General features: G+C 71.3%; 23 protein-coding genes. 11 read left to right on the forward strand and 12 right to left on the reverse strand.

The genetic code is table 11. From position 1 onward, the window contains the following. Positions 1-5: 5 nt before the first annotated feature. The 6 genes from DJ010_RS22925 to DJ010_RS11600 all read right to left on the reverse strand — a co-directional run bounded on the left by DJ010_RS22925 (position 6) and on the right by DJ010_RS11600 (position 6,832). Positions 6-131, reverse strand: a complete 126-nt coding sequence (locus DJ010_RS22925) for a hypothetical protein (protein WP_281271135.1) — start codon at positions 129-131, stop codon at positions 6-8. Between the two features lie 350 nt (positions 132-481). Next, complete coding sequence (locus DJ010_RS11580) at positions 482-1,036, reverse strand: manganese efflux pump MntP (RefSeq protein WP_109693809.1); 555 nt, start codon at positions 1,034-1,036, stop codon at positions 482-484. Positions 1,037-1,325: 289 nt separating this feature from the next. Then, complete coding sequence (locus DJ010_RS11585) at positions 1,326-4,319, reverse strand: bifunctional [glutamine synthetase] adenylyltransferase/[glutamine synthetase]-adenylyl-L-tyrosine phosphorylase (RefSeq protein ID WP_109693810.1); 2,994 nt, start codon at positions 4,317-4,319, stop codon at positions 1,326-1,328. Next, positions 4,316-5,002, reverse strand: a complete 687-nt coding sequence (locus tag DJ010_RS11590) for a type 1 glutamine amidotransferase (protein WP_109693811.1) — start codon at positions 5,000-5,002, stop codon at positions 4,316-4,318. Before DJ010_RS11590 ends, DJ010_RS11585 begins: the two co-directional genes overlap by 4 nt. A gap of 10 nt (positions 5,003-5,012) precedes the next feature. Then, positions 5,013-6,350: a glutamine synthetase family protein gene (locus tag DJ010_RS11595; RefSeq protein WP_109693812.1), complete on the reverse strand. Its 1,338-nt coding sequence runs from the start codon at positions 6,348-6,350 to the stop codon at positions 5,013-5,015. 17 nt (positions 6,351-6,367) lie between these two features. Then, the gene (locus DJ010_RS11600; protein WP_109693813.1) at positions 6,368-6,832 is read right to left on the reverse strand and encodes a hypothetical protein; all 465 of its coding nucleotides are present in this window, start codon (positions 6,830-6,832) and stop codon (positions 6,368-6,370) included. A gap of 26 nt (positions 6,833-6,858) precedes the next feature. Between DJ010_RS11600 and DJ010_RS11605 the strand changes: the two genes are divergently transcribed. Together DJ010_RS11605 and DJ010_RS11610 are read left to right on the forward strand one after the other, a co-directional pair. Beyond that, entirely contained in the window at positions 6,859-7,548 is a 690-nt protein-coding gene (locus DJ010_RS11605) for a response regulator transcription factor (protein WP_109693814.1), read from the forward strand. A gap of 3 nt (positions 7,549-7,551) precedes the next feature. Continuing rightward, a complete protein-coding gene (locus DJ010_RS11610) occupies positions 7,552-8,865 on the forward strand; it encodes a sensor histidine kinase (protein WP_109693815.1) in 1,314 nt (437 codons plus the stop codon). A 2-nt stretch (positions 8,866-8,867) separates the two neighbouring features. Here the strand turns inward: DJ010_RS11610 and DJ010_RS11615 are convergent, their stop codons facing one another. From DJ010_RS11615 to DJ010_RS11625, 3 genes are all read right to left on the reverse strand, one after another. Further along, positions 8,868-9,254: a hypothetical protein gene (locus tag DJ010_RS11615; protein WP_109693816.1), complete on the reverse strand. Its 387-nt coding sequence runs from the start codon at positions 9,252-9,254 to the stop codon at positions 8,868-8,870. Between the two features lie 50 nt (positions 9,255-9,304). Beyond that, on the reverse strand, positions 9,305-9,673 hold the full coding sequence (locus DJ010_RS11620; protein WP_109693817.1) for a hypothetical protein: 369 nt from the start codon (positions 9,671-9,673) through the stop codon (positions 9,305-9,307). A gap of 133 nt (positions 9,674-9,806) precedes the next feature. After that, positions 9,807-11,900, reverse strand: a complete 2,094-nt coding sequence (locus DJ010_RS11625) for an NAD(+) synthase (protein WP_109693818.1) — start codon at positions 11,898-11,900, stop codon at positions 9,807-9,809. Between the two features lie 72 nt (positions 11,901-11,972). Here DJ010_RS11625 and DJ010_RS11630 point away from each other — a divergent pair, with 72 nt between their 5' ends. From DJ010_RS11630 to DJ010_RS11645, 4 genes are all read left to right on the forward strand, one after another. Next, positions 11,973-12,437, forward strand: a complete 465-nt coding sequence (locus DJ010_RS11630; protein WP_109693819.1) for a VOC family protein — start codon at positions 11,973-11,975, stop codon at positions 12,435-12,437. 109 nt (positions 12,438-12,546) lie between these two features. Continuing rightward, positions 12,547-13,377 (forward strand): 3-methyl-2-oxobutanoate hydroxymethyltransferase, encoded by an 831-nt coding sequence (gene panB / locus DJ010_RS11635; RefSeq protein ID WP_109693921.1) that lies wholly within the window; start codon positions 12,547-12,549, stop codon positions 13,375-13,377. 48 nt (positions 13,378-13,425) lie between these two features. After that, on the forward strand, positions 13,426-14,595 hold the full coding sequence (locus DJ010_RS11640; RefSeq protein WP_109693820.1) for a PQQ-dependent sugar dehydrogenase: 1,170 nt from the start codon (positions 13,426-13,428) through the stop codon (positions 14,593-14,595). Between the two features lie 6 nt (positions 14,596-14,601). Next, entirely contained in the window at positions 14,602-15,429 is an 828-nt protein-coding gene (locus tag DJ010_RS11645; protein ID WP_245927449.1) for an alpha/beta fold hydrolase, read from the forward strand. 52 nt (positions 15,430-15,481) lie between these two features. Here the strand turns inward: DJ010_RS11645 and DJ010_RS11650 are convergent, their stop codons facing one another. From DJ010_RS11650 to DJ010_RS11660, 3 genes are all read right to left on the reverse strand, one after another. Further along, positions 15,482-16,396, reverse strand: coding sequence for a putative endonuclease domain-containing protein (locus tag DJ010_RS11650; protein WP_109693821.1), 915 nt, complete (start codon positions 16,394-16,396; stop codon positions 15,482-15,484). Positions 16,397-16,501: 105 nt separating this feature from the next. Continuing rightward, positions 16,502-18,544 carry a M3 family metallopeptidase gene (locus DJ010_RS11655; RefSeq protein ID WP_109693926.1) on the reverse strand — a complete coding sequence of 681 codons (2,043 nt, stop codon included), beginning with the start codon at positions 18,542-18,544 and terminating at the stop codon, positions 16,502-16,504. 32 nt (positions 18,545-18,576) lie between these two features. After that, on the reverse strand, positions 18,577-19,764 hold the full coding sequence (locus tag DJ010_RS11660; protein ID WP_109693822.1) for a hydroxymethylglutaryl-CoA reductase: 1,188 nt from the start codon (positions 19,762-19,764) through the stop codon (positions 18,577-18,579). A 181-nt stretch (positions 19,765-19,945) separates the two neighbouring features. Here DJ010_RS11660 and DJ010_RS11665 point away from each other — a divergent pair, with 181 nt between their 5' ends. The 5 genes from DJ010_RS11665 to DJ010_RS11685 all read left to right on the forward strand — a co-directional run bounded on the left by DJ010_RS11665 (position 19,946) and on the right by DJ010_RS11685 (position 24,248). After that, complete coding sequence (locus tag DJ010_RS11665) at positions 19,946-20,476, forward strand: TasA family protein (protein WP_109693823.1); 531 nt, start codon at positions 19,946-19,948, stop codon at positions 20,474-20,476. A gap of 110 nt (positions 20,477-20,586) precedes the next feature. Beyond that, on the forward strand, positions 20,587-21,189 hold the full coding sequence (locus DJ010_RS11670) for a signal peptidase I (protein WP_211318756.1): 603 nt from the start codon (positions 20,587-20,589) through the stop codon (positions 21,187-21,189). Positions 21,190-21,317: 128 nt separating this feature from the next. Further along, positions 21,318-23,126 carry an Ig-like domain-containing protein gene (locus DJ010_RS11675; RefSeq protein WP_109693824.1) on the forward strand — a complete coding sequence of 603 codons (1,809 nt, stop codon included), beginning with the start codon at positions 21,318-21,320 and terminating at the stop codon, positions 23,124-23,126. Continuing rightward, positions 23,126-23,548, forward strand: coding sequence for a hypothetical protein (locus tag DJ010_RS11680; RefSeq protein ID WP_109693825.1), 423 nt, complete (start codon positions 23,126-23,128; stop codon positions 23,546-23,548). Before DJ010_RS11675 ends, DJ010_RS11680 begins: the two co-directional genes overlap by 1 nt. Position 23,549: 1 nt before the next feature. Then, complete coding sequence (locus DJ010_RS11685; RefSeq protein WP_245927451.1) at positions 23,550-24,248, forward strand: response regulator transcription factor; 699 nt, start codon at positions 23,550-23,552, stop codon at positions 24,246-24,248. Position 24,249 lies beyond the last annotated feature (1 nt).

The following is a 24,249-nucleotide window of genomic DNA, read 5'->3' on the forward strand; positions in this document are numbered from 1 at the left end:
GAGGATCAGCAGCAGGTAAGGATCTTCTGGGTCGACACTGGCGCTTTCGCGTCGGCCGGCGCGGCCATCCCGACGGTGGTGGCCAGCGCGACGATGAGGCTTGCGACCGTGACCTTGATGGTCTTCTTCATGGGTACTTCCCCCTTGGTTTGGAGCCGATGGGTCATGCCCGGAAAAGATTTCCGTTCAATGCGCAAAGACTGTCACATTTGGTCACATTGGCAAGTCAATTCTGTGCTAGCGTCTCCTCATCGGATACGGGTAACCGACCCGAGGACCAGCGCCGGTGCTCCCCCCACAGGCGCACGGTCCGAGGAATTGGCCGTTCCGGCCGGGCTATTCCCCCAGTCCGGAGCTCGACCCCCTGCCGTTGGAGCCGGCGGGGGGTCGACAGTTTTTGGCCCAGAACGAGGCAAATTCTGGACACCGGTTCCGATAACCCGCGGTCGGTGGGATCGCGGTCGAACGGGTCCTGATCAGCTCAGAGCAGGTGCTCGAGCAGGATCCGCAGGCCGATGAGGACGAGGATCACGCCGCCCACACGCTCGGCCCAGCTGCCGAGTCGCTCCCCCACCCGGGCGCCGAGGTAGACCGCGCCGAGGGACAGGACGGCAGTGATCACGCCGATGACCGCGACGGCCGGAGCGACGTCGACCTCGAGCACCCCGAAGGTGACGCCGACGGCGGCCGCGTCGATGGAGGTGGCGATCGCCAACGGTGTCACCGTGCGGAGGGTGACCACCGCCGTGGTGTGGTCCTCGTCCTCACCGAACGACTCCTTGATCATGTTGCCGCCGATGAGGGCCAGCAGGCCGAAGGCGATCCACGGGGTCGCCGTGCTCACCTCGTCGGCGAACCCGAACGCCAGCGCCCACCCGAGCACCGGCATCAGCGCCTGGAACAACCCGAACATGCCCGCGATGAGGAGGGCGTCGCGCCACGACGGCCGACGCAGCCGGAGCCCCTCGGCCAGCGAGACCGCGACCGCGTCCATCGCGAGCGCGAAGGCCAGGACGACGATCTCGTAGGGACTCACCCGTCAATCCCATCAGAGGCACGCGAGCCACGAGGAGGCGGGCACGTCAAGGCGTCTCGATACGTCCTCGGCTAGCGCCTCGGACTACTCGACGACCGACCGCCTCGGACTACTCGACGACCGAATGGCTCGCCGGCCGCGGAGGCCTCGAAAAGCGGCGACACGCTCGCGAAGCGGAGCCGAAAAAGGGCGCCGGGCCGTGACCTCTGGGGGGGTCGGCCACGGCCCGACCGCCCCATCATTACACACCTTGGTGCCGAAGCTGTCACGTGCCTGAAGCGTTCACCGATCATTCCCAGAAAACGCGTTCGACGACGGCGCGAGCCCTCCTCGTGACCCTCAGATAGTCGTTCACCATCGCGTCGGACTGGTCGAGCTGGTAGCCGAGAACCGCGGCGACGGCGCGGCGTTCGCGGGACGGCCGGGGCATCTGGTCGGCGGGCTTGCCGCGGGCCAGGGTGGCGGCGTTGCGGAGTCGGCTGACGGTGCGCCAGCCGGCGGCGAGCACGCCGGCGTCGGCGCTGTCGAGCAGGCCGGCCTCGGTGGCTGCGGCGAGGGCTGCGAGGGTCTGGGTGGTGCGCAGGCCGGGCACCTCGGCGCCGTGCCGCAGCTGCAGCAGCTGCACCGTCCACTCGATGTCGGCGAGACCGCCGCGCCCGAGCTTGAAGTGGAGGGCGGGGTCGGCGCCGCGGGGCAGCCGCTCGTGGTCGACCCGGGCCTTGATGCGGCGCACCTCGATGATGTCGTCCTCAGCGAGGCCGGCTTCCGGGTAGCGCAGCGGGTCGACGAGCTCGGTGAAGCGGTCACGCACGCCGGGGTCGCCGACGACGGCGTCGGCGCGCAGCAGCGCCTGCGCCTCCCAGACCTTCGACCACTTGGCGTAGTAGGCCGCGTAGGCGTCGAGGGTCCGCACGAGCGGGCCCTGCTTGCCCTCGGGGCGGAGGTCGGCGTCGACGACGAGCGGCGGGTCGCCGCCGGGCAGGGCGAGGGTGCGGCGTACCTCCTCGGCCACCGCCTTGGCGTACGACGCCGCCTCGTGCTGGTCGACCCCGTCCTCGGGCTCGTGGACGAAGAGGACGTCGGCGTCGCTGCCGTAGGACAGCTCGAAGCCGCCGTAGCGACCCATCGCGACGATCGCAATCCTGGTCGGGGCGGCGTCGAGCCCGCGCTGCTGCCGGACAGACTCCCCCACCGCCGCGAGCGTGCCCTCGAGCGTCGCGTCGGTGATCCGGGAGAGCGCGTGGCCGACGTCGGCGACGTCGACGAGCCCGAGCACGTCGCCGGCGGAGATCCGGAGCAGCTCGCGGCGACGTACGGCCCGGAGCGCGCGAACCGCGGCGTCGACGTCGTCCTGCCGGCCGGCGGTGGCGAGCATCTCCTCGGTGAGCACTTCCGAGGACTGCGGCGTCAGGTCGCCGCCGAGCAGCTTGATGCCCTGCGGCTCGCGCTCGAGCAGGTCGGAGCAGTAGCGCGAGCTCGCGAGCAGGTGGGCCAGCCGCTCGGCGACCTCGCCCTCGTCGCGGAGGGTGGTGAGGTACCAGGGGGTACGGCCGAGGGCCTCGCTGATCCGCCGGAAGCCGAAGAGGCCGCCGTCGGGGTCGGCACCGTCGGCGAACCACTGCAGCATCGCCGGGAGGATCGCTCGCTGGATGTTGGCGGTGCGGGTGACCCCGGCGGTCAGCGCCTCGAGGTTTCGGAGCGCGGCGGCCGGGTCGTCGTACCCGAGCGCGGCGAGCCGCACCCGGGCGGCCTCGGAGGACAGCCCGACGTCGCCGGGAACCCGGGCGACCGCGGTGAGGAGCGGTCGGTAGAAGAGCTTCTGGTGGAGCCGGCTGACCTCGCGGCGGTGGTGCTCCCACGTCCTGGTCAGCCGCTGGTCGGGCTCCTTGAGGTAGCCGAGGCTCCGGCCGAGCCGGCGCAGGTCGGCCTCGTCGTCGGGCATCAGGTGGGTGCGCCGCAGCCGGTGGAGCTGGATCCGGTGCTCGACCTGGCGGAGGAACGAGTACGCGCTGTGCAGGGCCTCGCCGTCGTCGCGCCCGACGTAGCCGGCCTCGGTGAGCGCGTGCAGCGCACTCAGGGTGGTGGGCTGCCGGATCCGTTCGTCGGCGCGGCCGTGGACGAGCTGGAGCAGCTGGACGGCGAACTCCACGTCGCGCAGGCCGCCGACCCCGAGCTTGAGCTGGCGGTCGGCCTCCTTGGCCGGGATGTGGTCGACCACCCGACGCCGCATCGCGCGGGCAGCGTCGACGAAGCCGTCGCGGTCGGCGACCGACCACACCATCGGGCTGACCATCTCGACGAACTCGCGCCCGAGGGCGAGGTCGCCGGCGACCGGCCGCGCCTTGAGGAGGGCCTGGAACTCCCACGGTTCTGCCCAGCGCTCGTAGTAACCGCGGTGCCCGGCGAGGGTCCGGCTGAGCGCGCCGGCCTTGCCCTCGGGGCGGAGCGCGGCGTCGACCGGCCAGATCGTGCCCTCGCCGGTCTGGGCCGAGCACACCTGCATCATCTGCGACGCGAGCCGGGCCGCGGTCCGGGCGACTGCGGCGCCGCTGCCGTTGCCGCTCTCCTCCGCTGCGTCGTCGGCGGGCTCGTGGACGAAGACCACGTCCACGTCGGACATGTAGTTGAGCTCGTGCCCTCCGCACTTGCCCATCGCGACCACCGCGAGCCGGGCTGTGGCAGCCTCCTCCGCACCCACCTGGGCCCGCGCCACCGCGAGCGCGGCGTCGAGGGTGCCGGCCGCGAGGTCGGAGAGCTCGGCGGCCACGTCGTCGACGCCGAGCTCGTGGGTGAGGTCGCGGGCGGCGAGCGGGAGGAGCAGCCGGCGGTAGGTGACCCGGAGCGCGTCCACCGCCTCGGGCTCGGGCCGGGTCGCAACCGGTGCCGCTGCGGCCGGATCCGCCCCGACCGCCTCCATCAGCGCGGCGCGGAGCGCCCAGGCAGCGGGCCGGCTGGTGCCGAGGGTCGGGTCCCGGAGCACCTGCCAGTGCTCGGGATGGCCGGCCAGGTGGTCGGTCAGCGCGGTGCTGGCACCCATCACTCCGAGCAGCCGCATCGCGGTGCCCTCGTCGGTGACGAGCGCGTCGAGCAGCGTGTCGCGGTCGTCCACGGCGTCGGCCAGCCGGAGCAGCCCCGACAGGGCGGCGTTCGGCTCGGCCGACCGCCCCAGGATCGCCACCAGCTCGCTGGCGGGACCGCCCAGCTCCGCGAGCTCGCCGAGGGCGCGGTCCACGTCGGTGAACCCGAGACGGAGCAGGTCGCTCCGCAGCGTTCCCCGGTTCATGCGAGCCTCGCCGCGAAGGCCTTCCCCAGCTCTCGCCACGCGAGCTCGAGCTCGACCGCTGCCCCCCGCACGGCGTCCAGCCCCGCGTCGGCCGCCGGGCCGGGCTCGCTCGCCGCCCAGCTGGTGAGGATCTCCAGCGTCGCCTCCGGGTGCCACTGGATGCCCCACATCGCCGGCCCGAACCGCAGTGCCTGGACCTCGTCGAGCGCGGTCGCGGCGAGGAGGGTCGCGCCCGGCGGCGGGGTAAGGACGAGGTCCTCGTTCCACTGGATGGCCCGGCGCGGGCTCGCGAGTCCTGCGAACAGCGGGTCGGTGGCCGCGGCGTCGGTCCAACCGACGTCGTACACCCCGATCTGGCGGCCGCGCGGGCACCGGCCGACCTCGCCGCCGAGGGCGACGGCGGCCAGCTGGTGGCCGAGGCAGACGCCGAGCGTCGGTACGTCGTCGCGGGCCGCTGCGCGGATCAGGTCCTTCGTCGGGGCCAGCCACGGATGGGTGCCGTCCTGGTTGGCGTTCATCGCGCCGCCGAGGACCACCAGCCCCTCGTGGTCGGCCAGGTCGGACGGCAGCGCCTCATCGGCGTACGGACGTCGTACGTCGAGCGCGACTCCGGCCTCCACCAGCCAGTCCCCGAGCAGCGCGGGCGGGCACTCGTCCTCGTGCTGGACGACCAGGACGCTCACGCGGCACCGCCTACAGGACGGGGAGCATGCGGTCGCGCTCGAAGGCGGAGACCTGGCCGCGGTACTCGTCCCACTCCGCCCGCTTGTTGCGCAGGAAGAAGTCGAAGACCTGCTCCCCCAAGGTCTCGGCGAGCAGCTCGGAGGTCTCTGCGATCTCGATCGCCTCGTTGAGGTTCTTGGGCAGTGGGGAGATGCCGAGGCTGCGGCGCTCCGCCTCGGTCAGCGCCCAGACGTCGTCCTCGGCCTCGCGCGGCAGCTCGTAGCCCTGCTCGATCCCCTTGAGGCCGGCGGCCAGCACCGCCGCGTAGGCGAGGTAGGGGTTGCAGGCGGCGTCGATGGTCCGCAGCTCGATGCGGGTGGAGACGCCCTTGAGCGGTTTGTACATCGGCACCCGGATCATCGCGGACCGGTTGTTGTGGCCCCAGCAGACGTACGACGGCGCCTCGCCTCCGAACATCATCCGCTTGTAGGAGTTGACCCACTGGTTGGTGACGACGCTGATCTCGCTGGCGTGGTGGAGCACGCCGGCGATGAACTGGCGGCCGATCTTGGAGAGCTGGTACTCCGCGCCCGCCTCGTAGAAGGCGTTCTGGTCACCCTCGAACAGCGAGACGTGGGTGTGCATGCCCGAGCCCGGGTTGTCGGTGAACGGCTTGGGCATGAACGTCGCCCAGATGCCCTGACCGAGCGCGACCTCACGGATGACCGTGCGGAAGGTCATGATGTTGTCGGCGGTGGAGAGCGCGTCGGCGTACCGCAGGTCGATCTCCTGCTGGCCGGGCCCGCCCTCGTGGTGGCTGAACTCAACCGAGATGCCCATCGCCTCGAGCATCGTGATCGCCTCGCGGCGGAAGTCGGAGCCGTTGGAGTGCGCGGCGTGGTCGAAGTAGCCGCTGCGGTCGATCGGCACCGGCTCGACGCCCGGCCGCGGTTCGTCCTTGAACAGGTAGAACTCGATCTCGGGGTGCGTGTAGAAGGTGAAACCCTGCTCCGCGGCCTTCCCGAGGGTGCGCTTGAGCACGTTGCGGGGATCGGCGTACGACGCCGAGCCGTCGGGCATCACGATGTCGCAGAACATCCGGGCCGTCGACGGGCCTTCGCCGCGCCACGGCAGGATCTGGAACGTCGACGGGTCGGGCTTGGCGAGCATGTCGGCCTCGTAGACCCGGGCGAAGCCCTCGATCGCCGACCCGTCGAACCCGATGCCCTCGGCGAACGCTCCCTCGAGCTCCGCGGGCGCGACCGCCACCGACTTCAGGAACCCGAGGACGTCGGTGAACCAGAGCCGGACGAACCGGACGTCACGCTCCTCGAGAGCGCGGAGAACGAAGTCTTCCTGCTTACCCATGGGGAGAGCCTAGAGCCTCAGTCGTCCGTGTCCGGCCGGGTGCCGACCTCCTCCTCGGCCAGCGTCGGCCGCCCGCCGTTGCAGTAGATCTCGACCTCGATGATCGCGTCGGCGGACTCGAAGGTGGCGTCCACGTCGTCGTCGGGCCCGGTCTCGAAGGTGACCGTCCGCCAGCCGGGCGCGGTCCGCGGCTCGAACCCGCGGATCACCACGCCCTGGCACTCGACGTCGAACTCGCCGTAGTCACCGGTGATCGTGTCGGCGTGCTTCGGGTCGTCGGGGTCGGGGGCCAGGTCGGAGGGGTCCTCCCGGCCGACCAGGTCGCTGCTCCCGACCGGACCGCGGTCGCGGAGCCCGGCGCCGGCGATCTCCACCGCGAGGACGCCGACCGCGATCGCGGCGATCGCACCGACGACCCACACGAGCACGTAGCCGGCGCGGTGCCGTCCCTCGGTGCTGCCTGCGCTGCCCTGACCCGTCATGTCCCCATCCTCTCTAGAGTTCCCTTGTGGCGCAGGTGCTGATCATCGAGGACGACCCGCGGATCCGTCCGCTGGTCATCAAGGCCCTCACCGAGCGCGGCCACGCGGTGAGCTCGGCGGCGACCGGGATGTCCGGCCTCACCGCCGCGATCGACGGCCGGCCGGACCTGGTGGTGCTCGACCTCGGGCTTCCCGACGTCGACGGCACCCAGGTGCTGTCGATGCTGCGGGCGGTCAGCGACGTCCCGGTCATCGTCGCCACCGCACGTGACGACGACCCGTCGCTGGTCGCCTGTCTTGACGGTGGGGCCGACGACTACGTGGTGAAGCCGTACACGACCGACCAGCTCGCGGCGCGGATCGGTGCCGTGCTCCGGCGGGTTGCTCCGGGTGGCCGCGCCGCGGACCCGGCGATCAGCATCGGCGGGCTGCGGATCGACGTACCGGCGCGACGCGCGACGCTCGACGACGTCGCCCTCGACCTGACGCCGAAGGAGTTCGACCTGCTGCGCTACCTCGCGGAGCGGCCGGGCGAGGTCGTCACCAAGCGCACGCTCCTCGCCGAGGTGTGGCAGCAGCCCTGGGGCGGGTCGGAGAAGACCGTCGACGTCCACCTGTCGTGGCTGCGCCGCAAGCTCGGTGAGACCGCCGCGGAGCCGCGCTTCCTCGAGACGATCCGTGGCGTCGGCGTGCGGCTGTCGACCGAGGGGTCCTGAGCCGTGCGGCGCAGCCTGATCGTCACCGTCGCCGCCGCGGTCGGCATCGTCCTGCTGGCGATGATGGTGCCGATGGCCTTCCTCATGAGCGACTACGCGCTCGAGGACCGGCTGACGAAGGCGGCGCTGGAGGTGCAGGCCACCGAGACCGTGGTCGCCCGGCAGGACGCGGGCTCGGTGGCGTTCTACCTCGACAAGATCAACGACGGTGAGGACGGCATCACCACCACCGTCCTGTACCCCGGTGACGTCGCGGACATCGGCCCCGACCAGGGCGAGGACGACCGGGTGGCACAGGTGCGCAGCACCGGCGTCGCCCGTGTCGACGACGTCGACGACGGCACCCAGCTCCTGGTCCCGGTGTCTCGCGGCGGCAGCACACCCGCCGAGGAATCCACTGCGGTGATCCGCGTGGTCGTGGAACGGCCCGGTGTCGACAGCGAGCTGTTCGGCGGGCTCGCGGTGCTGCTGCTGCTCGGGCTGGCGCTGGTCGTCGGCTCGTTGCTCGTCGCCGACCGGCTCGGTCGCGGGTTCGTCGAGCCGATCCGGGCGGTGGCCGCGCACGCCGGGCGGCTGGGTGCGGCCGGTGAGTCCGTCACCGACGTGGAGCCGGTCGCCGTGACCGGGCCGGCCGAGGTCCGCGAGCTGGCGACCGCCCTCAACCGCCTGGTCGCTCGCATCCAGACCCTGCTGGCCCGCGAACGCGAGGCCAACGCCGACATCTCCCACCGTCTGCGGACGCCGGTGACCGCCCTGCGGCTCCGGGCCGACTCGCTGGCCGACGCCGATGAGCGGCAGCGGCTCTCGGCCGACCTCGACGACCTCCAGGCGACCATCGACGCGATCATCCGCGAGGCCCGGCGCTCCGAGCGGGAGGGCCTGGTCGCCTCGACCGACGCCGTCGCGGTGGTGCGGGAGCGGGTGGAGTACTGGCGGCTGCTCGCCGAGGAGCAGGAGCGCGACCTCACCGCCGACCTCCCGCCGACCCCGCTGCCGGTCCGGGCCTCCGCGGAGGACCTGGCCGCGTTGGTCGACGTGCTGCTCGACAACGTCTTCACCCACGCCCCCGCGCCGGCGGCGGCCCGGGTCACGGTCACCGCGCGCGCCGAGGGCGGTGCGCGGATCCGCGTCGAGGACGCCGGCCCCGGGTTCCCCGAGGGGATCGGGAGCCCCGGCCGCGGGGTGTCGGGGGCCGGGTCGACCGGGCTGGGGCTCGCCATCGTCGAGCAGACCGCCACCTCCTCGGGTGGCGGCCTGCTCGTGGACGGCTCCCCGCTGGGAGGAGCCCGGGTGACAGTCGACCTCGGGGTGGCCTGACGTCAGCGGACGGTGATCGACGCGCCGCACGACGCGGTGCCGCCGACCCGCTTGACCTTCATCTTGAACGTGTCGGCGCCGGCGGAGCCGCGCGCGTAGCGCTCCACGTCGATGTCGCCCTCGCGGTCGGCGCGGCGGGTCACCGAGGCGATCTTGGTGCCGTCGTGGCGCAGGACGATCTTCCAGCGGGAGCCGGGCTTGAGGCCGTCGACGTCCGCGGAGACCTCGAAGCCGGCGCCCTCGCGGTCGACGGAGAAGTCGTAGACGCCGGGGCCGCACTTGCCGTGGCGCTCGACGTCCGCGTGGGCGGAGGGCGCCGTGGCGACCAGGGCGACGGGGGCCGCGAGCAGGGAGCCGGCGGCAAGGGCAGCAGTGATGCGGTGGGACATGGTGGAACTCCTTGTTGTTGGTGGTGTCGTCTGCGGTCCGAGTGGAGGGATCAGCGGTCGAGCGTCGCCGTGCAGGCCTCGCCGGACTCCGGGGTCGCGGCGATCTCGAAGGACTGGGCGTCCTCGTCGGCGATCGCGTCGATGTCGAGCTCGCCGTCCTCGTCGGTCGTCCGGGTGCCGTCGAGCAGCGGGTCGCCGTCCTGGAGCAGGACGAAGTCCCAGTTCTCACCGGGGCCGCTGGACTGCAGCTCGAACGAGACCTCGAGGGCGCCGTCGTCCTTCTCGGCGCCGAACTCGTACGACGCTCCGGCGCAGGTGCCGCGGTCGTTGACCTCGTCCTCGCGGAGCAGCAGCCAGGCGCCGACTCCGATGCCGGCGAGGATGACGACAGCGAGGCCGGCCAGGGCGATCTTCTTCATTGCTTCTCTCTCCTTGTGTTGCAGCGTTGAGAAGAGAGTCGCGCGGGTCGCGCTAAGCGCGCGTCAGGCGATTGCTAAGCCGGGGCTAAGGATTCGGCTGGTCCGGCTGGTCCGGCTGGTCCGGCTGGTCCGGCTACCTGTCCGGGACGTGCTCCAGCTCGGCCAGCCACGCGGCGGCGCTCGCGTCGGAGGGCATCCGCCAGTCTCCGCGCGGCGACATGGTGCCGCCGTTGCTCACCTTGGGGCCGTTGGGCAGGGCAGACCGCTTGAACTGGCTGGCGAAGAAGCGATTGATGAACACCTCGAGCCACGTCCGCACCGTCGCCAGGTCGTACGACGCGCGCGCCTCCTCCGGGAATCCCGGCGGCCAGTCCCCCACGGTCGCGTCCTTCCAGGCGTGCCAGGCGAGGAAGGCGATCTTGCTCGGCCGGTAGCCGCGCCGGATGACGTGGTAGAGCGTGAAGTCCTGCAGCGCGTAGGGCCCGACCGAGTCCTCGGTCGCCTGCGGCTTGGCGCCCTCGACGGTCGGGATCAGCTCGGGGGTGATCTCCTGCTCGAGGATCTCGCGCAGCACCCCATCGACAGGGTCGGCCTCGTCGTCGTACTCGCCGTCGTGGAGCTGCTTGCTGTCGATCACCCATCGGATCAGGTGCTGGATGAGGGTCTTCGGGACGCCGGCATTGACGTTGTAGTGCGACATCTGGTCGCCGACGCCGTAGGTGCACCAGCCGAGGGCGAGCTCGGAGAGGTCGCCGGTGCCGAGGACGATGCCGCCGCGGTGGTTGGCGAGCCGGAACAGGTAGTCGGTGCGCAGGCCGGCCTGGACGTTCTCGAAGGTGACGTCGTAGACCGACGCGTCCGTGGTCGCCGAGCCGGCCGAGATATAAGGGTGGTCGAGGTCCTTCAGCATCTGCTCGGCCGCCGGCCTGATGTCGATCTCGGCGAAGGTGCAGCCGAGTGCCGTCGCGAGCCGGGTGGCATAGGACTTGGTGGTGTCACCGGTCGCGAACCCCGGCATCGTGAACGCGTGGATGTCGCTGCGCGGGCGCCCGAGCCGGTCCATCGCGCGGGCGGCGACGATCAGCGCGTGGGTGGAGTCGAGGCCCCCGCTGACGCCGATGACGACCTTGGGTTGGCCGATGGCCGAGAGCCGCTGGACCAGGCCGGCGACCTGGATGTTGTAGGCCTCGTAGCAGTCCAGCGCCAGCCGCTCGGCGTCGTCGGGGACGAACGGGTAGCGGTCGAGCTTGCGGACCAGGCCGATGTCGCCGGTGGGCGGGGCCAGCTCGAAGTCGACGACCCGGAACGCCTCGGGGGTCGAGCCCGTCGAGATCCCGACCCCGCGCCGGTTGTCGTCATGGCTCCCCTGCCGGATCCGCTCCTGCCGCAGCCGGTCGAGGTCGACGTCGACGACCGTCGCCCGTGGGCCGTCGGGAAAGCGCTCGCTCTCCCCCAGTAGGTCGCCGCACTCGTACACCATCGTCTGGCCGTCCCAGGAGAGGTCGGTCGTCGACTCCCCCGGTCCGGCGGCGGTGTAGAGGTAGGCGGCGTTGCAGCGGTTGCTGGCCGACTGCACCAGCTGGCGCCGGCTCTCCGACCGTCCGACGGTGACCGGGCTGGCGCTGAGGTTGGCGAGGACGGTCGCGCCGGCCAGTGCCGCCTGGGCGCTCGGCGGCACCGGCACCCACATGTCCTCGCAGATCTCGACATGCAGGTGCAGGCCCGGTACGTCGGTCGCGGTGAAGATCAGGTCCGGCCCGATCGGGACCTCGTGGCCGGCCAGCACGATCGTGTCGGCCTCGAGGTCGTCCCCGGGGGCGAACCAGCGCTTCTCGTAGAACTCGCGGTAGTTCGGGAGGTAGGACTTCGGCGCCACCCCGAGGATCCGGCCGCGGTGGATGACGACGGCGCAGTTGTAGAGCCGGTTGCCGTGCTCCATCGGCGCGCCGACCACGATGACCGGCAGCAGGTCCCCCGAGGCCTCGACCAGCCCTGCGATCGCCGTACGCACGGACTCCAGCAGCGCGTCCTGGAGGAACAGGTCGTCCACCGCGTAGCCGGTCAGCCCGAGCTCGGGGAACACAGCGAGCGCGACGCCCTGCTCGTGCAGCGCGCGGACCTGCTCGAGGGTGCGAGCGGCGTTGGTTTCCGGGTCGGCCACCGCGACCGGCACCGTGCACGCGGCGACCCGGGCGAACCCCTGGGCGTAGGCGGAGTAGAAGTCCACGGGTGGAGTCTAGGGACCGGCCCGCACCCACGGTCGCGATGAGTACGGCGCCCCCGGCCGGTCGGCACAGGCATGACGGTGACAACGGGCTCGTCCAGCATCGCGCCCTGCCTGTGGTTCGAGAGCGACCTCGCCGAGGCCGTGCGCTTCTACACCGGGCTCTTCCCGAACTCGTCGGTCCGCCACCTCACCCGCGACGTCGGCGAGTTCGTGCTCGACGGAATGACGTTCCGGGCGATCAACGGGGGCACCGCGCCGTTCGGGTTCTCCGAGGCGGTGTCGTTCGCGATCTCCTGTCGCGACCAGTCGGAGGTCGACTACTACTGGGACGCACTCACCGACGGCGGCGAGGAGTCGGTCTGTGGCTGGCTCAAGGACCGGTTCGGGCTGTCCTGGCAGGTGGTGCCGACCCGGCTCTACGAGCTGGTGTCCGACCCCGACCCCCTCCGGGCGCGGGCCGCGAGCGAGGCGATGCTGCGGATGCGAAGGATCGTGGTCGCCGACCTCGAGGCGGCCGCCGACGCCGCGACCGGGTGACGCAGCACACAACGCACTTCTGGTCGTACCGGGACTAGCCTCGTGTTGTTCCTGGAAGTCCGTGGACCCGCACCAGGCGGGCCGCGAGATGCAGATGAGGAGCTCGACGATGAGCGAGGAAACGACCGCGCCGTACGGCCCCACCATCAAGCGCGTCCGCACCGCCCACCTGCGGGAGATGAAGGAGCGCGGCGAGCGCTTCTCCATGCTGACGTCCTACGACATGCTCACCGCGCAGGTCTTCGACGAGGCCGGGATCGAGGTCCTCCTCGTCGGCGACAGCGCCTCCAACAACGTCCTCGGCAACACCACCTCGCTTCCGGTCACCGTGGACGAGCTGATCCCGCTCACGCGGGCAGTCAGCGGCGCGGTGCAACGGGCGATGGTCGTCGGCGACCTGCCGTTCGGCTCCTACCAGGCCTCGCCCGAGCAGGGGTACCTGACCGCGGCGCGGTTCATGAAGGAGGGCGGCGCCCACGCGGTGAAGCTCGAGGGCGGCATCGAGATGGCGCCGCAGATCGAGCGGATGGTCAAGGGCGGCATCCCGGTGATGGCCCACATCGGCTTCACCCCGCAGTCCGAGCACGCGCTCGGCGGCTACCGGGTGCAGGGTCGCGGCGACGCGGCCGAGCGGATCCTCCGCGACGCCGAGGCGGTGCAGGAGGCCGGCGCCTTCGCGGTGGTGATGGAGATGGTGCCGGGCGACGTCGCCGCGGAGATCACCCGCAAGCTGCAGATCTCGACCATCGGCATCGGCGCGGGCAAGGAGTGCGACGGCCAGGTGCTGGTGTGGCAGGACGCGTTCGGGCTGCGCAGCGGGCGGATGCCGCGCTTCGTCAAGCAGTACGCCGACGTCCGGTCCGTCCTGCTCGACGCGGCCAGGGCCTACGACTCCGAGGTGAAGTCCGGCGAGTTCCCCGGACGCGACCACACGTTCTGAGGTTCGCGCACCCGTTCTGCCGCGGCGGACCACGGGTAACGTGGCCGCATGCGCAAACTCGGTGCCCCCGCCGCCACCCTCACGCTCCTCGTCGGCCTGCTCGCCGGACTCTCCCCGAGTCCCGCCGGCGCGTCGTACGACGACGAACGGGCTGAGCAACGCAGGGCGGTGCCCCAGCTCCGGGTCACCACGGTGGCCAACAACCTCGACATCCCGTGGGACGTCCGCCCGATCGGCGAGGGCCGGCTGCTGTTCACCGAGCGCACCCGCGCGAAGCTGACGATGATCGAGGCCGACGGCGACCTGCGCACCATCAACTTCCCGAGCGAGAAGGTGTGGACCTCCGGCGAGACCGGCCTGATGGGGTTGGCGATCGACCCCGGGTTCGCGGAGAACCGGCGCATCTACACCTGCCAGGGCTGGAAGCTCGGCGGTGGCAAGAAGGACATCCGGGTCATCGCCTGGAAGATGAACAAGGGGCTCACCGCGACCACGGAGCCCAAGGTCCTGGTCAAGGGTCTGCCGACGGTGTCCGGCCGGCACGGCGGCTGCCGCCTCCTCATGGCGAAGAACGGCGCGCTGCTCGTCGGCACGGGTGACGCCGCCCAGACCAAGAACCCGCAGAGCCTGCGCTCCTTCGGCGGCAAGACCCTGCGCCTCAACCCGCAGAACGGCAAGCCCTGGCCCAGCAACCCGTGGGCCGGGCGGGAGGGCCGGAAGCGCTACATCTACACCTATGGGCACCGCAACGTGCAGGGCCTCGCGCAGCGCGCCGACGGCACGCTGTGGTCCGTCGAGCACGGCACCTACCGCGACGACGAGATCAACAAGCTGGGCGCCCGCCGCAACTTCGGCTGGCGGCCCGGCCCCGGCTACAACGAGTCGCCGCCGATGACGAACTTCTCCATCCCCGGCCGCCAGTGGGGCGCGGTCTGGAGCTCGGGCAACCCGACGATCGCGACGTCCGGCGCCGACTTCGTCGCCGGCAAGGGATGGGGGTCGCTCAAGGGCACGCTCGCCGTCGGCTGCCTCGCCGGGTCGCGACTGATGTTCGTCAAGCTCACCGCCGAGGGCGAGCTGCGCTGGACCAAGGCACCGAGCCGGCTGCGCGACTTCGGCCGTCTCCGCGGCGTGACCGCCTACCGCGGCGGGCTGCTCGTCACCACCTCGAACGGCGGCGGCAACGACAAGATCCTACGGGTCCGTCCGGCACGCTGACCGCGCGTGAACCCCGAGGTCCTGATCGCCGTCGAGAGTGACGGCCAGCAGGTCCGGTTGTGCGCCCAGTCCTTCGGCGACCCCGCCGATCCGGCGATCCTCCTGATCCACGGCGCCAGCGCGTCGATGCTGTGGTGGGAGGAGGAGCTGTGCGAGCGGATCGCCGCCGGCGGCCGCTTCGTCATCCGGTTCGACAACCGCGACACCGGGCGCTCGACCTTCTACCCGCCCGGTGAGCCGGGCTACAAGCACAGCGACCTCGTCGCCGACGCGGTCGCGGTGCTCGACGCGTACGACGTCGAACGGGCCCACGTGGTCGGTCGATCGATGTCGGGCGGCACCGCCCTCGCGCTCGCCGTCGACCACCCAGGTCGGGTGGTGACGGTGACCTTCGTGACCACCACGACCGGTGACGTCGAGATGGGCAGCGCCGACTTCCCGCCCGAGCCCGACCCCACCGACGCCGACAAGGTCCTCGACCACCTGGTGGGGGCGATGGCGGCGTACTCCGGTGGCTCCCCGCACTTCGACCCCGCGGCGGTCCGGGCACTCGGTGAGCGCGACCTCGCCCGCGGCGGACCGATCGCCTCCACCCTGGCCAACCACTACCTGATGGAGTTCGACGCGCCGGCGAACGGCGGATTCGGCGACATCGCCGTTCCGACGCTGGTGGTGCAGGGCGAGGTCGACCCGGTCTTCGGACCCCGCCACGGCGAAGCCCTGGCGGCAGCGGTCCCCGGTGCGCGACTGCTCGTCCTTCCCGACACCGGGCACGACGTCCCGCCGCCCACGTGGGATCTGTTCGTTCCGGCACTGCTCGAGCACACCGCATGACCGCTGAGTTGGGTGGGTGAGAGTGACCTTAGACCACTCTCATCCACCCGACTCACGCAGGGGGCACCCCGAGCAACTTCAGGTCCCGCGCCACCCGCCACGGCTCGTCGCGCAGCTCTCGGGCCGTGCACCGGACCTGGTGCCGGTCCGGCGAGGTGAGGGCGCGCTGCCGCGCGATGTCGTCCTCCCAGCTCGCGACGTCCATGTGGAACGCGCCGTCCACTTCCAGGACCAGGACGCGGCCGTCGGCCAGTCTCCACTCGCAGTCGGTGAACCTCAGCCGTCCTGAGGCGTCCCGTCGCCTGACCTGTCGGGTCGGTGGGGCGAGGCCGTAGGCACGGCACATTCGGCGCACGTCGATCTCCGCGACCGAGTGCGCCCCGCCTGCGATCTCCTCGAGCGAGCGGCGGAAGCGTGCGGCTCCGCGGAGCGGGGCCAGCCGACCGATCCAGTCCGACAGCGCCTCGGGCGTGGTCAGCTGCTGTTGGACGACGGCCGCCAGCACCCCTTCGGCTGTGCGTGGTGACCGCTGCTGCGAGGCGAAGCAGAGCACGGCCGGCTCGATGCGGCAGACCGGGACGCCCGGCCGACTCGCCCGCTGAGCCGCCAAGGTCCGGCGGGTGCGCACATAACGGATGCCTGAATAGCCAGAACCGATGTCGGTGCCGTGCGGCACCACGATGGTGACGTCGTCGCGGTGCCAGTTCCGCAAGCCGTGGACCTCGCCGGCCGTGAGCTCGCCGACCATCGCGTCGCGCCCGCCGTGGAGCACGCCCAGCCACATCAGCTGCTCCCGACTGAGGATGCCGGTCGCGGTGCCGACGACCGTGGGCGTGAGCTCGACCCAGCGTTCGGTGCGGACCCGGTGGCGGATCGCCCACCGGTCGATGCCCAGCGACGCCAGCTGCGCACGCGTGAGGAGCCCTGCCTGCACCTCCGCGAGCTGCCGCCACCGGTCCCGAGCCATGGGAGCAGGGTGCCCGACAGCGGCGGCGTCGGCCGCCGCTCTCCACAACCCTCGAGTTGGGTGGGTGAGAGTGACCTATAGACCACTCTCACCCGACCAACTCGGTCAGGCGAGCCCGCGGCGCTCCAGCAGCGGCTCGATCGGGGCCGGGCGACCGCGCCACTCGGCGTACGACGTGAGCGGGTCCTTGGTCCCGCCGATGCCGATGACGTACTTCTCGTAGAGGGCGCCGTTCTCGCGGGTGAGACCGCCGTTCTCCTCGAACCACTTCACCGTGTCGGCGTCGAGCACCTCGCTCCAGATGTAGGAGTAGTAGGCCGAGGCGTAGCCCGAGCTCATGCTGTGCGCGAAGTAGGGCGTCGAGTAGCGCGTCGGCACCGCCGGGTTGTCGAGGCCGACCGCGGCCAGCGCCTCCGCCTCGAAGCGGAGCACGTCGTCGGGGTCCGTCGGCACCTCGTCGGGGCCGAGCTCGTGCCAGGCCAGGTCGAGCAGCGCCGCAGCGAGGTACTCGCTGGTGCCGAAGCCCTCGTTGAACGTCGAGGACGCCTTGATCCGATCGACCACGTCGGCCGGGATCGGCTCACCCGTCTCGTGGTGGACCGCGTAGTTGGCCAGCACCTCCGGCCACAGCATCCACATCTCGTTGACCTGCGAGGGGTACTCGACGAAGTCGCGGAAGACCGAGGTACCGGAGAACTTCGGGTACGTCGCGCGGGCCAGCAGGCCGTGCAGCGCGTGCCCGAACTCGTGGAACAGCGTGCGGGTCTCGTCGTAGGTCAGCAGCGTGGCCTCGCCCGGCGCCGGTTTCGGCACGTTGAGGTTGTTGTAGACGACCGCGGTCTCGACGCCGAGCAGCGTGGATTGCTCGACGAAGCTGCTCATCCAGGCACCGCCGCGCTTGGAGTCGCGGGTGTAGAGGTCGAGCAGGTAGAGGCCGATCGGCTCCGTGGTCCCTGAGTCTGTCGAGGGGTCCCGGAAGACCTCGAACACCCGGACGTCGGGATGGTAGCCCTCGAGGTCCTCGCGCTCGGTGAACGTCAGCCCGTAGAGCCGGCCGGCGGCGAAGAAGACGCCGTCCTGCAGCACCCGCTCGGCCTCGAACCAGGGCCGCAGGGCGGCCAGGTCGACGTCGTACTCCGCGGCCCGGACCTGGCCGGCGTAGAACGGCCAGTCGTGCGCCTCGACCGCGAAGCCGGCCTGCGCGGAGAGCGCCTCCTGCTCGCGACGGGCGTTGCGGGCGGCGGGCGCCGCCAGCCGGGCGAGCATCTCGCGGACGGCGGCGGGCGTGCCGGCCGTGTTGTCCTTGGTGACGAGCTCGGCGTGGTTGGCGAAGCCGAGCAACCGCGCCCGCTCCGCGCGCAGCCGGAGCACGTCGAGCGCGATCTGGCGGGTGTCGTGAGCACCACCGCGGCTCCCCCGCGCGCGCTGGGCCTCGGACAGGCGGCGCCGGACGTCGCGATCGGTGAGCGAGGCGAGGTGCGGGTGCGCGGTCGGCAGCACGAGCGTCAGCAGCCACTTGCCCTCGAGCCCACGGGAGGCCGCGGCGGCCGCGGCCGCGGAGATCTCCCCGGGCGTGAGCCCCGCGAGGTCGGCCTCGTCGTCGATCACGACCGCGAGGTCGTTGGTGTCGGCCTGGAGGGTGATCTCGAACGCCGTCTCCTGGGCGGAGATCTCCTCGTTGAGCTTGCGCAGGCGCGCCTTGTCGTCGTCGTCCAGCGCGGCGCCCGCGAGGGTGAGCTCGACGACGTGGCGCTCGACGAGGTAGCGCGACTCCGGGTCGAGCTGGTCGCGTTGCTCGTGCACCGCTAGCAGCCGCTCGTAGAGCACGGGGTCGAGGGCGATGGCGTCGGCGTGGGCCGCCAGCCTCGGGGCGTACGTCGCCCGCAGCTGGTCGATCTGCTCGTTGGTGTCGGCGCTGGCCTTGTTGTAGAACACCCGCAGCACCCGGGCGAGCGGCTCGCCGCTCCGCTCCAGCGGGACCACTGTGTTGTCGAAGGTCGCGGGCTCCGGGTCGGCGGTGATCGCGGCGACCGTCTCGAGCTGGGCGGTCATGCCCTCGTCGATGGCGGCAGCGAGCTGGTCGTCGGTGAAGTCGGCGAACCTCGGCAGCTGGTAGGGCAGGTCGCTGGGCATGAGCAGGGGGTGCATGGAGCCCACCCTAGGCACGAGCGGCAACGGGTTCACGGGCGGTTGCGGCCCAGGTCGTCGTGCGCCTGGACCCATTCCTCGGCGACGACAGCCGAGCCCAGCGACAGCTCGCCGGCGAGCACGGTCGCGGCGATGATCTCGGCCAGCTTGTGCACCTTGCCGGCGCCGTAGCAGTCCATGATCTCGAGGCACTCGCGCTGGGTGGCGAGCCCGGTACCGCCGCCGTACGTCGCGACGATGAGGGACGGCAGCGTGACCGACGTGTAGAGGTCGCCGTTCGGCAGGAGCTCCGAGAACCCGTACAGCGCCGAGCTCTCCGCGACGTTGGCGACGTCCTGGCCGGTGGCGATGAACAGCGCGGTGATCCCGTTGGCGGAGTGGTTGCCGTTGTTGTTGGTGACCGACATGACCGCACCGAGCTGGCCCCGGAGCCGGGCGGCCCACAGCTTGTCGGTGCTGACGTTCATCTGCTCCTCGACCAGGGCCGCGGGCAGCGTGATCTCGGCGACCACCCGCTTGCCGCGGGTGTGGAGCATGTTCACCACCGAGGTCTTCTTGTCGGTGGCGAACTGGCCCTCCAGCAGGAAGTGCAGCTCGCCGGGGTAGTTCTGCTTGATCCAGGCGCAGGCCGCGAACGTCGCCTTGCCCGTCATGTTCTGGCCGGCCGCGTCGCCGGTCGTGTAGTTGAACCGCGTGTAGAGCAGCTTCGACACCGAGAACTGCTGGATCTCGACCAGCTTGCCCGACGACGTCGTGGCCTCCGCGGCGGCGGCGATCGGCTCGAAGTTCTCCTCCAGCCACGTCGAGAACGCCTTCGCCTCCCGGGCGCTCCCGAAGCTGAAGACCGGCGCCCGCTGCATCCGGTCGTCGAGGACGGTGGTCGTGATGCCGCCGGCGTCGCGGCACAGCTTCATCCCCCGGCTGTACGACGCCACGAGGGTCCCCTCGGTCGTCGCCAACGGCACGAGGAACTCCCCCTGCGCGTGCTCGCCGTTGACGAGCACCGGCCCGGCGAGACCGATCGGCACCTGCGCGACGCCCACGAAGTTCTCGATGTTGCCCGGCAGCGTCGTCGGGTCGAGCGAGTGGCTGCCGACGTGGTCGAGCGCGCTCTGCGTGTGCGTGCGCACCAGCTCGCGGCGCGCCGCGATCGCCGTCGCGGAGTAGTCGTCGTCCCGGGAGCGCGGGATCTTCAGCGGGCTGGTCGACAGGTCCGGCATGGGCAGGAGGATGCCATGTGGGCCACCCGTTCCTCGCTGGTTCCGAGGTGTGGCCCCGGTGAGTGACTTCTGTTGCCTTCTCGTGGATCTGGACTTGAGAGCGTTCTCGTATCGGGAAATCGACAACAACCCAAAAGCCTTCGCAGCCGCCGGCCGCGACACCACAAGGAGAACCACTCGCATGAAGACCAACCGCAAGATCCTCGTCCCGCTCGCCACCCTCGTCGCCGCCGGCGCCATCGCCGTGGGCTCGGGCGCCACCTTCACCAGCACGAGCGGCAACACGATCAGCGCTGTCACCGCCGGCACCCTGACGCACTCGAACTCGAAGGCGGACCAGGCGATCTTCAACCTGAACAACATGAAGCCGGGCGACACCCTCAACGGCACGCTGACCCTGCAGAACACCGGTTCGCTGCCGGCGAAGTTCTCGCTCACCGAGGTCTCCTCGGCCAACGGCTTCAGCGCCTCCAACCTGTCGCTCGACATCGTGGACACGACCACCAACACCTCGGTCTACTCGGGCACCTTCGGCGGCCTCGTCGACGGCTCCAAGAACGAGCTGGGCACCTGGGCCGCCGGCTCGGCCCACACCTTCAAGTTCACGGTGAAGCTCAACCAGGACGCCCCGAACGCGGACCAGGGCAAGACCGCCAACGCCGTCTACAAGTGGGACTCGATCCAGCTCGACGGCGAGACCTTCGAGCAGTGACCTGACGAGGCGGGACGCACCTGGGGGGCGTCCCGCCTCGTGCCGTTCCCGCACGTCTGCACACCCCGCAGCCTGACCGTCCCACAGCAAGACCGCCCGAGGAGCCCGCCGTGCCTGCTCACCACCGCCGCAACAACGCTGCCCGCCGCCCGCTCGGCTGGACGCTCAACCTCACGCTCCTCGCGATCGTGCTGATGTGCGTGGCCTGGATCGCGCCGAGCGCGATGGGCTACAGCCGCTACGTGATCACCGGGGGCTCCATGACCGGGAGCATCGACAAGGGCTCGGTCGTGTTCGAGAAGCCCGTGGCGGTGGAGGACCTCGAGGTAGGCGACGTGATCACCTACCAGCCCCCCGCCGGGGCAGGCACGCAGGATCTGGTCACCCACCGGATCATCGCGATGGAGCCCGCCGAGGGCGGCGGCACCCTGTTCACCACGCAGGGTGACGCCAACCCGCAGCCGGACCCCTGGCACTTCAAGCTGGTCGACGAGGACCAGCCGGTCGTGCAGTTCAGCGTGCCCCACGCCGGCTGGGTGTTCATCGCGCTGGCCGACCGCACGACGCGGCTGGTCCTCATCGGCGGGCCGGCCGCACTGATCGCCCTGGGTGCGCTCGCCCAGCTGCTCGGCGCCCTGCGGCCTGCCCGCCGTGAGGAGGAGCCGGCGCCGGTCGCTGCCGACACCGAGGCAGCCGTCCCGGTGCTCGTCTGAGCACCTTCTCCGCAGTTTGTTACCGAGCTGTGGAGCTCGGGCGCGCTGTTGTTGCCGGGCCGTGGGCCACGGCTCCCTAGCGTGGAAGCACCACCGAATCGAGATCCACCCCGACCGAGGAGAACCCCATGGCACGCCGCTCGCTGATCCTGATGGCCTACGTGGCCGTCGTCGGACTGGCGCTCTTCGGCCTGCCCTCCTTCTCCAGCGCCACCTTCAGCACCGTGTCGTCCAACGTCGCCAGCGTCACCGCGGCCAACGACTGGACCGCGCCGACCGTCTCGGTGCGCAACCCGGGCGCGATCGTGGGCGGCACCGTCGTCATCACCGCCGACGCCGCCGACGCTCGCTCGGCGGTCGCCGGCGTCACGATCCAGTACCTCGCACCCGACGCCGGCTCGTGGACGACGCTCTGCACCGCGACCACCACGCCGTACTCCTGCTCGTGGAACACGAGGAACGGCGCCGACGGCGACTACGCACTGCGCGCGGTCGCGACGGACACCGCGGGCTACGCGACGACCTCCGAAACGGTTTCCACCACCGTCGCCAACACCTTCTCGATCGTCCTCGGCAACCCCGGGGACGTCGTCCGAGGCAACGTGACCCTCTCCGCGACGCTGCACAACAACCTGCTGCCCTACGTCGTGCGGATCGAGTACGCCGTTGCGGGCACCGGCACCTGGAGGACGCTCTGCGGCAACCTGGTCGCGGCGCCGTACAGCTGCACGTGGAACACCGCCAGCACCACGTTCGTGCAGGGCGAGTCCTACGACCTGCGCGCGGTCGCCACCAACGGCCTGGTCTCCACGACGTCGGCCGTGGTCAGCGACGTGATGATCGACAACGTGGCGCCGACCGTGACGATGGCCGACCCGGGAACCCCCTTGCGGGGTACGGCGACGTTCGCCGCCACCGCTGCCGACGCGGATGCCGGCATCGCTCAGGTGCAGCTCCAGTACCAGCGCAGCGGCACCAGCACCTGGACGACGTTCTGCACGCCCACGGCGGAGCCCTACAGCTGCCGCTACAACACCACCCAGCTCACCGACGGGACCTATTCCTTCCGCGCCGTCGCCACGGACGCGATCGGCAACACCAGCACGTCGGCCACCGTGGCCAACCGCGTCGTGGACAACACCGTCGCGACAGTCAGCGTCGAGGACCCGGGCGCCTACCTGAGCGGCTCGGTGACCGTCACCGCGAGCGCCAGCTCGACCGCGGGCATCACCTCGGTGCGCATCGACCGGGCACCGAGCGGCTCGACCACCTGGTCCGCGCTCTGCACCGACTCCAGCGCGCCGTACAGCTGCACCTGGGACACCACCGCGGTCGCTGACGGTCTCTACGACCTCCGCGCGGTGATGACCGACAGCCAGGGGCGCACGACGACCTCGACGATCGTCTCGGCCCGGCGCGTCGACAACAGCCCGCTGCGCGGCTACGACGTCCAGGCGACCAACGGCGGCGCGTCGGCCGGCAAGCTCGGTCAGGGCGACGTGCTCAAGCTGACCTACACCGACCAGGTCAACCCGGGCAGCATCAGCACGGGATGGACCGGTGGCTCGCTCGCCGTCGTCGTCCGGTTGCGGGACGCCCTGTCGGTCGGCTCGAGCGGCAACAACGACACCGTCGACGTCCTGCGCAACGGTTCCACGCTGCCCCTGGGCTCGATCAACCTGAAGCAGAACTTCATCAAGAACAACAAGCAGGCGCAGTTCGCCGCCACGATGGTCGCCTCGACGACGACGGTGGACGGCACGACGGCGACGGTCCTCACGATCACCGTGGGCGCGCTGACCAGCGGTGGCAGCCTCCGGACGGCAACGGCCGCGACCGCGGTGTGGACCCCGTCCGCGACCGCCCTCGACCTCCAGGGCCGCCCCTGCTCCACCGCCCCCGTCTCCGAGCGCGGCGCGCTCGACAGGGACTTCTGATGACAGGCCTCGGGAGGGAGGTCGTGGTCCGGGTCCGGCCCGCCCCCGGGCGGTGCCTGACCCGTACCACGGCGATGTCGACCGGCATGCTCGCTGCGCTGGTCGTCGTGGAGCTGGTGACGGCCGACTCGGTCGAGCGCTACGCATGCGCGCTCGTCGGGGCGGTCGTCGCCAGCGCCGTCGGCCTCGCCTGCCGGACGTGGTCCTGCTGGTCCTACAGCGTCCGCCTGGCAACGGGCGGTCTGGCCGCGACGATCCTTGTCGGCCAGGTGATGGTGTCCTCGCTCGGTGGCCCTGGGGGGCCGGCCGCCCGATGGCACCTCGACGGGGTCGCGGTGGCGGCAGTGGCGGTCCTGGTGCTGGTGCTCGCCGCCGCCGCGCCTCGCCCGGACGAGACGCGACGGCATCCGTATGCTCTCTGACGTGACCCACAGGATCCTCGTCGTCGAGGACGACGACGGCATCGCGCTGCCCCTGGTCCGGACCCTCGAGCGTGAGGGGTACGACGTCGACCGGGTCGCCACCGGTGGGGACGGTCTCGACCGTGCCGCGCAGGGCGACATCGACCTGGTGCTGCTGGATCTCGGCCTGCCGGACATGGACGGGCTGGACACCTGCCGGCGGCTCCGCAGCGGCGGCTACGCCTCCGGGATCATGATCCTCACCGCCCGCGGCGGTGAGCTCGACCGCGTGGTCGGCCTCGACGTCGGCGCCGACGACTACCTCGGCAAGCCCTTCGCGCTGGCCGAGCTGCTCGCCCGCACCCGGGCACTCCTTCGTCGTACCCTCCGCCCCGCCGGCGAGGGCACTGCCGCAGCGCCCGACCCCGCGGACGAGGCCGGCCTGCGCGTGGACGTGCAGGGTCGCCGGGTGTGGGTTGACGACACCGAGGTCGCCCTGACCTCGAAGGAGTTCGACCTGCTGGCCCTCCTCGAGTCCGAGCGCTCCACGGTGCTCACGCGCGAGCGCCTGATGGACGAGGTCTGGGACGAGAACTGGTTCGGATCGACCAAGACCCTCGACGTGACCATGGGCCGGCTCCGCCAGAAGCTCGAGGACGCCGACGCCCCAGTGCGGATCGTGACCGTGCGCGGCGTGGGCTTCCGACTCGAGTCGAGCTGAC

It is taken from the genome of Nocardioides silvaticus (assembly GCF_003160695.1).
GTDB lineage: Bacteria > Actinomycetota > Actinomycetes > Propionibacteriales > Nocardioidaceae > Nocardioides > Nocardioides silvaticus.

Bases quoted from the DNA above. Each gene is read 5' to 3' on its own strand.
- DJ010_RS11665 (WP_109693823.1), top strand. From the start codon at position 19,946: ATGAAGACCAACCGCAAGATCCTCGTCCCGCTCGCCACCCTCGTCGCC.
- DJ010_RS11675 (WP_109693824.1), top strand. From the start codon at position 21,318: ATGGCACGCCGCTCGCTGATCCTGATGGCCTACGTGGCCGTCGTCGGA.
- DJ010_RS11600 (WP_109693813.1), bottom strand. From the start codon at position 6,832: ATGACGGGTCAGGGCAGCGCAGGCAGCACCGAGGGACGGCACCGCGCC.
- DJ010_RS11650 (WP_109693821.1), bottom strand. From the start codon at position 16,396: ATGGCTCGGGACCGGTGGCGGCAGCTCGCGGAGGTGCAGGCAGGGCTC.
- DJ010_RS11655 (WP_109693926.1), bottom strand. From the start codon at position 18,544: ATGCACCCCCTGCTCATGCCCAGCGACCTGCCCTACCAGCTGCCGAGG.
- DJ010_RS11585 (WP_109693810.1), bottom strand. From the start codon at position 4,319: ATGAACCGGGGAACGCTGCGGAGCGACCTGCTCCGTCTCGGGTTCACC.
- DJ010_RS11595 (WP_109693812.1), bottom strand. From the start codon at position 6,350: ATGGGTAAGCAGGAAGACTTCGTTCTCCGCGCTCTCGAGGAGCGTGAC.
- DJ010_RS11680 (WP_109693825.1), top strand. From the start codon at position 23,126: ATGACAGGCCTCGGGAGGGAGGTCGTGGTCCGGGTCCGGCCCGCCCCC.
- DJ010_RS11620 (WP_109693817.1), bottom strand. From the start codon at position 9,673: ATGAAGAAGATCGCCCTGGCCGGCCTCGCTGTCGTCATCCTCGCCGGC.
- DJ010_RS11660 (WP_109693822.1), bottom strand. From the start codon at position 19,764: ATGCCGGACCTGTCGACCAGCCCGCTGAAGATCCCGCGCTCCCGGGAC.
- panB (WP_109693921.1), top strand. From the start codon at position 12,547: ATGAGCGAGGAAACGACCGCGCCGTACGGCCCCACCATCAAGCGCGTC.
- DJ010_RS11630 (WP_109693819.1), top strand. From the start codon at position 11,973: ATGACGGTGACAACGGGCTCGTCCAGCATCGCGCCCTGCCTGTGGTTC.
- DJ010_RS22925 (WP_281271135.1), bottom strand. From the start codon at position 131: ATGAAGAAGACCATCAAGGTCACGGTCGCAAGCCTCATCGTCGCGCTG.
- DJ010_RS11640 (WP_109693820.1), top strand. From the start codon at position 13,426: ATGCGCAAACTCGGTGCCCCCGCCGCCACCCTCACGCTCCTCGTCGGC.
- DJ010_RS11615 (WP_109693816.1), bottom strand. From the start codon at position 9,254: ATGTCCCACCGCATCACTGCTGCCCTTGCCGCCGGCTCCCTGCTCGCG.